Origin of the sequence: Streptomyces sp. 2A115 (genome assembly GCF_052245575.1) — a bacterium.
GTDB lineage: Bacteria > Actinomycetota > Actinomycetes > Streptomycetales > Streptomycetaceae > Streptomyces.
This window is the reverse complement of the sequence record NZ_JBQQCG010000267.1, coordinates 1-559: the sequence shown is the minus strand read 5'-3', so window position 1 is coordinate 559 and position 559 is coordinate 1. Positions and strand designations below refer to the sequence as shown.

The 559-nt window shown below is 65.7% G+C and carries 1 pseudogene; it reads left to right on the top strand.

Going from position 1 to position 559, the window contains the following annotated elements:
* Positions 1-69: 69 nt before the first annotated feature.
* Positions 70-435 (top strand): annotated as a pseudogene (locus ACTWQR_RS55965) (transposase); the annotation flags it as partial.
* Positions 436-559 lie beyond the last annotated feature (124 nt).

The window sequence follows — 559 nt, the reverse complement described above, 5'->3', positions numbered from 1 at the left end:
CTAGTAGGGCTTGGTCAGGTCGGTTGAGGTGGTGCGTGTCCTTCCGGCCCGGTGTGGCGTTGAGTGTGTGTGACTCCGGACGAGATTGCTGTGGTGCGTGGTGAGTTGGAGGCGTTCGCGGCGGAGGTGTTCGAGCCGTTTGCGCGCAAGGATCAGCGCCGGTGGGGGCAGGTGTATCTGCGGGGGCTGCTGACCGACGGCAAGCGTAAGTCGGTCGAGCCGATGGCCGCCCGGCTGGGTGAAGACGGGAACCGGCAGGCACTGGCCAACTTCATCACCACCAGCCCCTGGGACCCGGCACACATCCGGGCCCAGCTTGCCTGGCGGATGGAGGAGGCGATCGGGCCCGAGGCCCTGGTCTTCGACGACACCGGGTTCCTCAAGGACGGGACGGCTTCGGCGTGTGTGTCGCGGCAGTACACCGGCACCGCGGGGGCCTGTCCGTGAATAACTGTCAGAGTTGACCTGCGGGACAGTCGTCAGTGGGACGCTGGAATGTGACTGTGCCTTCGCAAGTCCGCGTTTCCGCTGCCGAGTTGCAGTGCAAGTTCGAGCAGGT